This window comes from Streptomyces sp. NPDC006265, assembly GCF_040613555.1.
Lineage (GTDB): Bacteria > Actinomycetota > Actinomycetes > Streptomycetales > Streptomycetaceae > Streptomyces.
The window spans coordinates 38574-45672 of record NZ_JBEXSH010000002.1 but is presented as its reverse complement, the minus strand read 5'-3'; the positions used below and the strand labels follow the sequence as shown (position 1 = coordinate 45672).

At 72.0% G+C, this 7099-nt stretch carries 7 protein-coding genes; 4 read left to right on the top strand and 3 right to left on the bottom strand.

The features are described from left to right. Positions 1–120: 120 nt before the first annotated feature. From ABZ281_RS00610 to ABZ281_RS00595, 4 genes are all read left to right on the top strand, one after another. Positions 121–987, top strand: a complete 867-nt coding sequence (locus ABZ281_RS00610; RefSeq protein WP_356650667.1) for an arginine deiminase family protein — start codon at positions 121–123, stop codon at positions 985–987. Positions 988–1055: 68 nt separating this feature from the next. Next, positions 1056–2330 carry a cation:proton antiporter gene (locus tag ABZ281_RS00605; protein WP_356650665.1) on the top strand — a complete coding sequence of 425 codons (1275 nt, stop codon included), beginning with the start codon at positions 1056–1058 and terminating at the stop codon, positions 2328–2330. Further along, a complete protein-coding gene (locus tag ABZ281_RS00600) occupies positions 2327–2899 on the top strand; it encodes a nitroreductase (protein ID WP_356650663.1) in 573 nt (190 codons plus the stop codon). Before ABZ281_RS00605 ends, ABZ281_RS00600 begins: the two co-directional genes overlap by 4 nt. Positions 2900–2979: 80 nt before the next feature. Then, a complete protein-coding gene (locus tag ABZ281_RS00595) occupies positions 2980–4083 on the top strand; it encodes a class I SAM-dependent methyltransferase (RefSeq protein WP_356650661.1) in 1104 nt (367 codons plus the stop codon). Between the two features lie 72 nt (positions 4084–4155). Here the strand turns inward: ABZ281_RS00595 and ABZ281_RS00590 are convergent, their stop codons facing one another. Genes ABZ281_RS00590 through ABZ281_RS00580 form a run of 3 tightly spaced genes read right to left on the bottom strand, consistent with a single transcriptional unit; the run spans position 4156 to position 7081 of the window. Beyond that, entirely contained in the window at positions 4156–5484 is a 1329-nt protein-coding gene (locus tag ABZ281_RS00590; RefSeq protein ID WP_356650659.1) for a transcriptional regulator, read from the bottom strand. After that, on the bottom strand, positions 5469–6188 hold the full coding sequence (locus tag ABZ281_RS00585) for a DUF6302 family protein (RefSeq protein WP_356650657.1): 720 nt from the start codon (positions 6186–6188) through the stop codon (positions 5469–5471). The genes ABZ281_RS00590 and ABZ281_RS00585 overlap by 16 nt, the downstream gene beginning before the upstream one ends. After that, positions 6185–7081 carry an endonuclease/exonuclease/phosphatase family protein gene (locus ABZ281_RS00580; protein ID WP_356650655.1) on the bottom strand — a complete coding sequence of 299 codons (897 nt, stop codon included), beginning with the start codon at positions 7079–7081 and terminating at the stop codon, positions 6185–6187. The genes ABZ281_RS00585 and ABZ281_RS00580 overlap by 4 nt, the downstream gene beginning before the upstream one ends. Between the last annotated feature and the right edge of the window lie 18 nt (positions 7082–7099).

Here is a 7099-nt window from a genome sequence, read left to right as displayed (position 1 = left end):
TCGAGGCCGCGATACCGGTCATGATCATCCAAGCGTGCACGCCGTTCATCTGGCCCCTGCTGGTCCGTCTGCTGCACCGCATCGGACCCGGCGTCCCGCCCCCGGCCCAGGAGACTCATCGTGCTCACCCCGCACGCCACCAGCGAGTACGGCGCGCTGCGCCACGTCGCCATGCGCTACGCGAGCGACGTCACCCCCGACCTCGACGGCCCCGACGTCCACCCCGTCCTGACCCGCCAGAAGACCACCAGCTCCTGGAAGCCGTACGACCCGGCCACCGTCCGCACCCAGCAGGACGCCCTGATCGACCTCCTCCGCGGCCGCGGCACCACGGTGACACTCCTCGACGCCGCGCCGGGCTGCCCGGTCCAGCACTACCCCCGCGACATCGCCTTCGTCATCGACCACGTCCTGGTCATGGCGCGCCTGAACTCCACGCACCGCCTCCCAGAGGCCGACGCGCTCGCCCCGCTGCTGACCGGCGCCCCGCACGTCGCCCACCTGGACGAGGGCACCATCGAGGGCGGTGACGTCGCCCTGCACACCGGCACCGTCCTGGTCGGCCTCGGGGAGGAGACGTCCCCCGCGGGCGTGGGCGCGCTGCAGCGGGCGCTGGCCCACCACGGCGTCGACCGCGAGGTCCGCCCGGTCCGCTTCGCCACCCGCGGCATCGTCCACCTGGACGACCACTTCACCATCGTCGCGCCCGGCACCGCCCTCATCCACCGCGACGTCTTCCCGCCCGCCGAACTGCGCTGGTTCGAGCAACACTTCGACCTCATCGGCGTCACCGAGACAGAGGCGCGCGCCGTCCAGGCCAACGTCCTGGCGATCGCTCCGGACACCGTGATCGTCACCGCCGGCAGCGACCGCATCGCGCGGGAGCTCACCGCACGCGGACTCGAGGTCCTCCCCGTCGACTACAGCGAGGTCACCCGGATTCCCGGCTCGCTGCGCTGCACCACCCTGCCGCTGACCCGCGCCTGATCCACCCCGACCCGCCCCGCCGCCCTGCTGCGCGCCGTGCGGTCCTTCGCCCGACTCCTGGAGCTGTCGTGTCCGACCCGCTGCTGCCCGTGCTCCTCGCCGTCCCGGTCGTGGTCCTCGCCTGTCAGGCCGGCGGGCGGGCCGTCAGGCTGCTCGGCCAGCCGCCGGTCATCGGCGAGATCCTTGCCGGAATCCTGCTCGGTCCCTCGCTGCTCGGCTGGCTCGCCCCCACCGTCCAGCAGCACCTCCTGCCGCCCTCGGTCCTGCCCGTCACCTCCGCCCTGGGCACCCTCGGCCTCCTGGCCTTCCTGTTCCTGACCGGACTGGAACTCGACCTGCGCAGCCTGCGCACCACCCGCGGCGCCGTCGCCGCGGTCAGCCTCACCGGACTCCTGCTCCCTATGGCCCTCGGCGCTGCCCTGGCCGCCGCCCTCTACCCGCACTTCGCACCGGACGGCGTCGAGCGGCTGCCGTTCACCCTGTTCGTCGCCGTCGCCCTGAGCATCACCGCCTTCCCGGTCCTCGCCCGGATCCTCGCCGACCGCGGCCTGGAGACCACCCCCCTGGGAACCTTCGCCCTGGCCTGCGCCGCCACCGACGACGCCCTCGCCTGGTGCCTGCTCACCGCCGCCGTCGCCCTGGCCACCACCGGCACCGCCCTGTCGGCCCTGACCACCCTCGGTCTCACCGCAGCCTTCGCCGCAGGCCTCACCCTCATACGCCCCCTGCTGCGCACTCTGCTCGAGCGCGCCGGCCGCACCGGCGACGAACTCGTCCTGGCCCTCCTCTTCGTCGGGCTGTGCCTCAGCGCCTACACCACCGACCAGATCGGCGTGCACCCCGCCTTCGGCGCGTTCCTGTTCGGCGCCGCCACTCCCCGCGGCCTGCCAGCCGTCGAACGCAGCGCCGCACGCATCCGCGCCGTCGTCCTGCCGCTCCTACTCCCGCTGTTCTTCGTCGACGCCGGCCTGCACACCGACTTCTCTACCCTGCCCGCCGGACAGTGGGGCTGGGGCGCGGCCATCCTCGCCGTCGCCGTCGTCGGCAAATGGGGCGGCGCGGCCGGCGCCGCCCGGCTCACCGGCTCCGACTGGCGCTGGTCGGCCGCCATCGGCACGCTCATGAACTGCCGCGGCCTGACCGAACTCGTCGTTCTGGGCATCGGCTTGCAGACCGGCGTCATCACCGAGACCCTGTTCACCCTCCTGGTGATCATGACCGTCATCACCACTGCGGCCACCGCCCCGATCCTCCGGCGCGTGGCCGGCGACGACCCGCGAATGACCCCGCCGACACCCCACGACGATCCCGAGCGCGCCCCGGCCCGGGAGGCGACCCGATGACCCGATCCCCGAACCCGGTCCTGGACGCGGTACTCACCCGGCGCAGCGCACCCCGCCTGACCGAGCCCGCCCCCCACCCCGCCGACCTGGAGCGCCTCGTCCAGGCCGCGGCCACCGCACCCGACCACGGGCGGCTTCGCCCCTGGCGACTGGTCGCGGTGAGCGGCGACGAGCGGGCTCGACTCGGCGACGCGCTCAGCGAAGCCGCCGACACCCCGGAACAGGCCCGCCGCGCCGCGGCGAAGCCCCTGCGCGCACCCCTGCTCCTGACGATCGTGCACCGGCCCGTGCCCAACCACCCGAAGGTCCCCGAGTGGGAGCAACTGGCCGCCACCACCGGCATGGTCACCACCCTCTCGCTGCTCCTGCACAGCCACGGCTTCGCGTCGATCTGGCGCACCGGCGCCGCCATCCAGGCACCCCAGGTCCGCAAGTACCTCAGCGTCGAGGACGACGAACAGCTTCTGGGCTGGCTCTACGTCGGGACCCGGTGCGCCTCCGGGGCCGCCGACCGGCGGCCGCTACTCGACACCTCCGCCAGGATCACCTGGCACACCACCGGCATCTGAGCCCGTCACCCAGCACACGACATGCCGGCAGTCGCGGCAGCGGAGCTGGGCGGACGCCGAACCTCCGCGAAAGGCAGACCATGCGCGACATCCAGTACATCGAGGTCCCCGGGCACACCGTGAGGGTGCGCGTCGACTCCGGCCCTGAACGAGAGGGCCGCCCCGCCCTGTGGCCGAGCGTGGGGGAGTACCCGATCTACGACCCGTTCCTCTACACGACCATGACCACCGACGACGAGCGCAACCACCGGTTCCGCGCGGCACTGGCGCACCTGGCACCGGACCGGCGCATCCTGGACATCGGAACGGGCCAGGACCTGCTCTGGGCACGCGAAGGCGTGCAGGCCGGAGCCCGGCACGCAGTGGCCATCGAGGTCATCGAGGACGCGTTCCACAAGGCGGCCGCCAACCTGCCGGCCCTCGAGCCCTCGGACAGGATCACGCTCCTGCTCGGCGAGTCGACCAGACTCCGCTTCGCCCCCCGCGCCGACGTCTGCGTCGCCGAGATCATCGGCTCGCTCGCCGGCGCCGAAGGCGCGGCAGCCGTCCTGGCCGACGCCCGCACCCGCCTCCTGGAACCCGGCGGCCTGGTCATCCCCCACCGCGCGGTCACCCTGGCCGCCGCGGTCCGCCTGTCCGACCTGCTCCCCGAACAGCCCTTGGCGTTCGCCGAGGCCGCACTCCCGTACCTGCGAAGCATCTTCGGCTGGCACGGCAGCCCCTTCGACGTACGGCTCAGGGTTGAGAACCCGCCCGCCGACGCGCTGCTCACCGAGGGCTCTCCCGTGGAGGTGCTCGACTTCAACGGTGACCTGCAGACCCAGCAGCGTACGACCACGCACTTGGCCATCACGCGGCCCGGCCTCGTGGACGGCGTGCTCACCTGGCTCAACCTCTGGTGCCTGCCGGACGAAGAGCCGCTCGACGCACTGCGCATGAAGACGAACTGGGCCACCATCTACCTGCCGCTCTTCGACAGCCCCGTGCCGGTCGAGCCCGGAGACGTCCTGGAGCTCACCTTCGCGGCCACCCTCAGCGACGACCGTGTTCACCCGGACTATCAGCTCCAGGCCGCCCTGCGCACCGCCAGCGGGCAACAGCACCGCGGCTCCCTGATCTCCCCGCACCACGGCGGCGCCTTCAGGTCCCACGCGATCTACCGGGACCTCTTCCCCGCGGGCTGACCGGCCACCGGGCGCGCCCTCCGGTACATCGCGGCCCCGGGCGCGGGGCGTGCTGACGGGGGTCCGAGAAGCTCAGAAGTCGCGCAGCGGCTCGCCCGCGTTCAGGCGGTCCAGGCGCTCGGACAGCCGCCGGCTCATCAGGTGCTGCGACGCCTGGGAGGCTCGCCTCGCCGCCGTCATGTGTTCGGCCGAGTCACCGCGCAGCCGCGCCAGCACGGCCTCCGTGATCAAGAGTTCCACTGTGTCGCGCGTCCGATCCGACGGAACGGCCGACGCCTCCTTCAGGGACTGAGTGCCCTGCTCGGCCAAGCCAGCGACGGCGAACGCCCACGCCGCCTGTCCTTCCAGCTCACGCAGATCGAACCACTCAAGCCAGGCCGGGCCGGCGCTGCTCTGCGAGCGGACGAAGAACTCGCGGGCCCGCCTCACCGCCGCCACAACCTGGTCCGGCTGCCCGTTCAGCGCCCACGCCCGGGCTTCGGTCACGCACGCGTAGGCCCTGACCAAGGGAGGGGCCCCCTGGGCCGCCAGCACAGCGCTACGCGCGTGAGCGAGCACATCCACCTGGCCTCCCTGCGTCGCCGCCAACCGAGCCTGGTGGATGTGGACCCGGGTGATGCGGGCGCGGTCGCCGATCGCCTGGGCCATCCGCATCGCCTGAAGGTCGTAACGCTGGGCGAGACCGGGAAGCTGATCGTCGTAGGCCATCGAGGCCATCGCGAGGACAGCGTCCACCACGCTGCCGTACAGCCGGCGCCCAGTCCGGGCGGAGAAGCTCCCGTTCAACATCGGCGTGGCGTGCGTGTCCATCATCGACGCGAACGCGCCGCGGAACTTACCCCCGCCGTGCTGGGAATCGAGCTTGCCGAACAGCCGCGTCTGCTCGTCGAGAAGGTCGATGTCCGCCGCACTCACCTTGTGCTGCCCGTGACCACCGATCACGGCGTCGGCCGGCATGACGAGTGCCTCCCTCGAGGCGGGACCGAAGACGCTCGGAGAGAATGCGCTCTTGACGACGTTGCGCCGGCGCATGGCGTCCAGGGCCCACAGCTTCGAGAGCATCCGCACGGCGTGAGGGACGTCCAGGTACTCCAGCGACTGCGCCGCGACCAGGCCGGTGTCGGACGGCCAGCCCAGGCTCTCCGGCGTTACCACCCGGTGCAGGGCATTGGACAGCACATGGCACGCGGCGGCCGAGAGGTCGGCGCTGGGGGTTGCGCCCTTGCACCATCGCGAGACGGTGCTCGTGACCACCGTGTAGGGCAGGTGGATGGCCTCGCATCGAGCGGCGATCCGGCGGGCGAAGCCGCTGATGGACCAGTCCAGCGTTTCCAGATGCTTGAGTAAGACCTCGTTGCGCTCCACCTTCGCTGATCCCGACTTCGTCATCGCGCCGCCCATCGTCGTGAGGTCAGTGGAGAGGGCGAAGCGGCGCCAACCGGGAAAGTTGGCGCCCGCGTCGGGGGAGGAGGGGAAGTAGGGGTGGTGCCGGTGGCGTTCACCTTGGCCGCCGAGACGAGCAGGGTGATCAGAACGCCCAGCAGAATCACGGCGAGGCAGCCGCCGAGATCGCGGAGCGTCGACTTCAGCGGATCCTGGTCCCAGGACCGCCCGTCGCCTTGGTCCGAGTCGTGCTCCACCAGGGCCGCCGGGCGGTCGGGGATCGAGCGGCGGCGGACGAAGGTGTCGATGGCGGACGGCGCGTACCCGAAGTGCCTGCCCCGCTCAGCGTCGCCCCGGGGCTGGCGCGGGCCCCAGTTGACGGTGTGGCAGGTGTCTCGGTGGACCGACAAACCGAGTCGGACGCGCGGGAATCCGGACCGGCCCTGCAGGGCCGCCCAGACGCTCACGGCATCGGCCACGGTGCCCACCGACAGGTAGCCGCCACGGCGGCTACCGCCAGCGGGCACCGCAAGGAGTACGGCGCCGTCCACCTTCACACCAACCGCGCCGTCGAGGAGGTTCGGGTCGCCGAGGCGTGCCCGGAACCAGGCGTAGTCCTCAGCGCACTCCTCAGGTGAGGGGTGGCAGAGCGGAGCGGCGATTCGCGCCAGCGGGAAGCGGGGCATAGGAGGCTCGGGCCTCGCGGCGCGGACACCGGTCATGCCGCCCGAGTGAGCGGGTGGTTGAGGATCTCGGCCAGGGTGTCCCGGTCCAGGCGCACCACGACCGTGTGGTGATCGGACAGGCCCTTCATGTCGACGACCTCGACTTCGCGGACGGCGGGCAGGAGTTGCTTGCTGGCGTAGATCCGGTCGATGCGCGCGTCCGGGCCGTGGGTGTCGTAGGCGTCGACCGTGGGCGCGACCGCACTGGTGTCGCCCGTGGTCGCGACAAGGTGGCGGGCGACGTCCTGGAGGCCGGCGGTGCGCAGGGTGTCGTCTGGCCGGTCGTCCATCCGGCGCACACCGTCCGCCCCGAGGTAGGAGCGGTGCGCCCGGTGCGGCTCGTCGCGGATCTCCTCCAGGACGGGCAGGGCCGGGTCTCCCGGGGTACCGACGACGGGGTAGCTGTTGTTGTCGCCGCCGAGCAGCGCCGGGTAATGGACGCGTTGACCGTCGAGCTTGACCCATTTGTCGTTCCACTGGGTCAGCCGCTCGGCCTCCGACAGGCGTGTGGTGGTGGAGCCGTAGTTGAGGTGGTACGAGCCGACGATCAGCGGGGCCGCGCCGGGAGCCGTACCGGCGAGCTGCAGACTGCGCACGGTCGGCGGCAGCACCCACATCGGGCCGGTCTTCGGGAACTCGCCGACCGGGGTGAAGAGGTCCGGGTCGTGGTAGAGGGCGGTGCAGCACTCCGGGCCGATCAGGCCGGCCATGCCGAGCACGGCTTCGGCCGCGTCCGCGAGCTCGTTGCCGTTGTCCTGCGCGTTCCACACCTCCTGCCGCAGGAGCAGATGCAGGTCGAGCGAGGCCAGCCGGTCGTGCATCCGCTGCCACAGTGCGCGGTCGCCGCCGCCGTTGTTTTCGAAGTTGCAGATCGCTGCGTTAATGAGCATGGAGCTTTCCCCCAGAGG

Excerpts from the sequence above, each read along its gene's own strand:
- ABZ281_RS00600 (WP_356650663.1), top strand. The coding sequence starts at position 2,327 with ATGACCCGATCCCCGAACCCGGTCCTGGACGCGGTACTCACCCGGCGC.
- ABZ281_RS00595 (WP_356650661.1), top strand. The coding sequence starts at position 2,980 with ATGCGCGACATCCAGTACATCGAGGTCCCCGGGCACACCGTGAGGGTG.
- ABZ281_RS00590 (WP_356650659.1), bottom strand. The coding sequence starts at position 5,484 with ATGGGCGGCGCGATGACGAAGTCGGGATCAGCGAAGGTGGAGCGCAAC.
- ABZ281_RS00585 (WP_356650657.1), bottom strand. The coding sequence starts at position 6,188 with ATGACCGGTGTCCGCGCCGCGAGGCCCGAGCCTCCTATGCCCCGCTTC.
- ABZ281_RS00580 (WP_356650655.1), bottom strand. The coding sequence starts at position 7,081 with ATGCTCATTAACGCAGCGATCTGCAACTTCGAAAACAACGGCGGCGGC.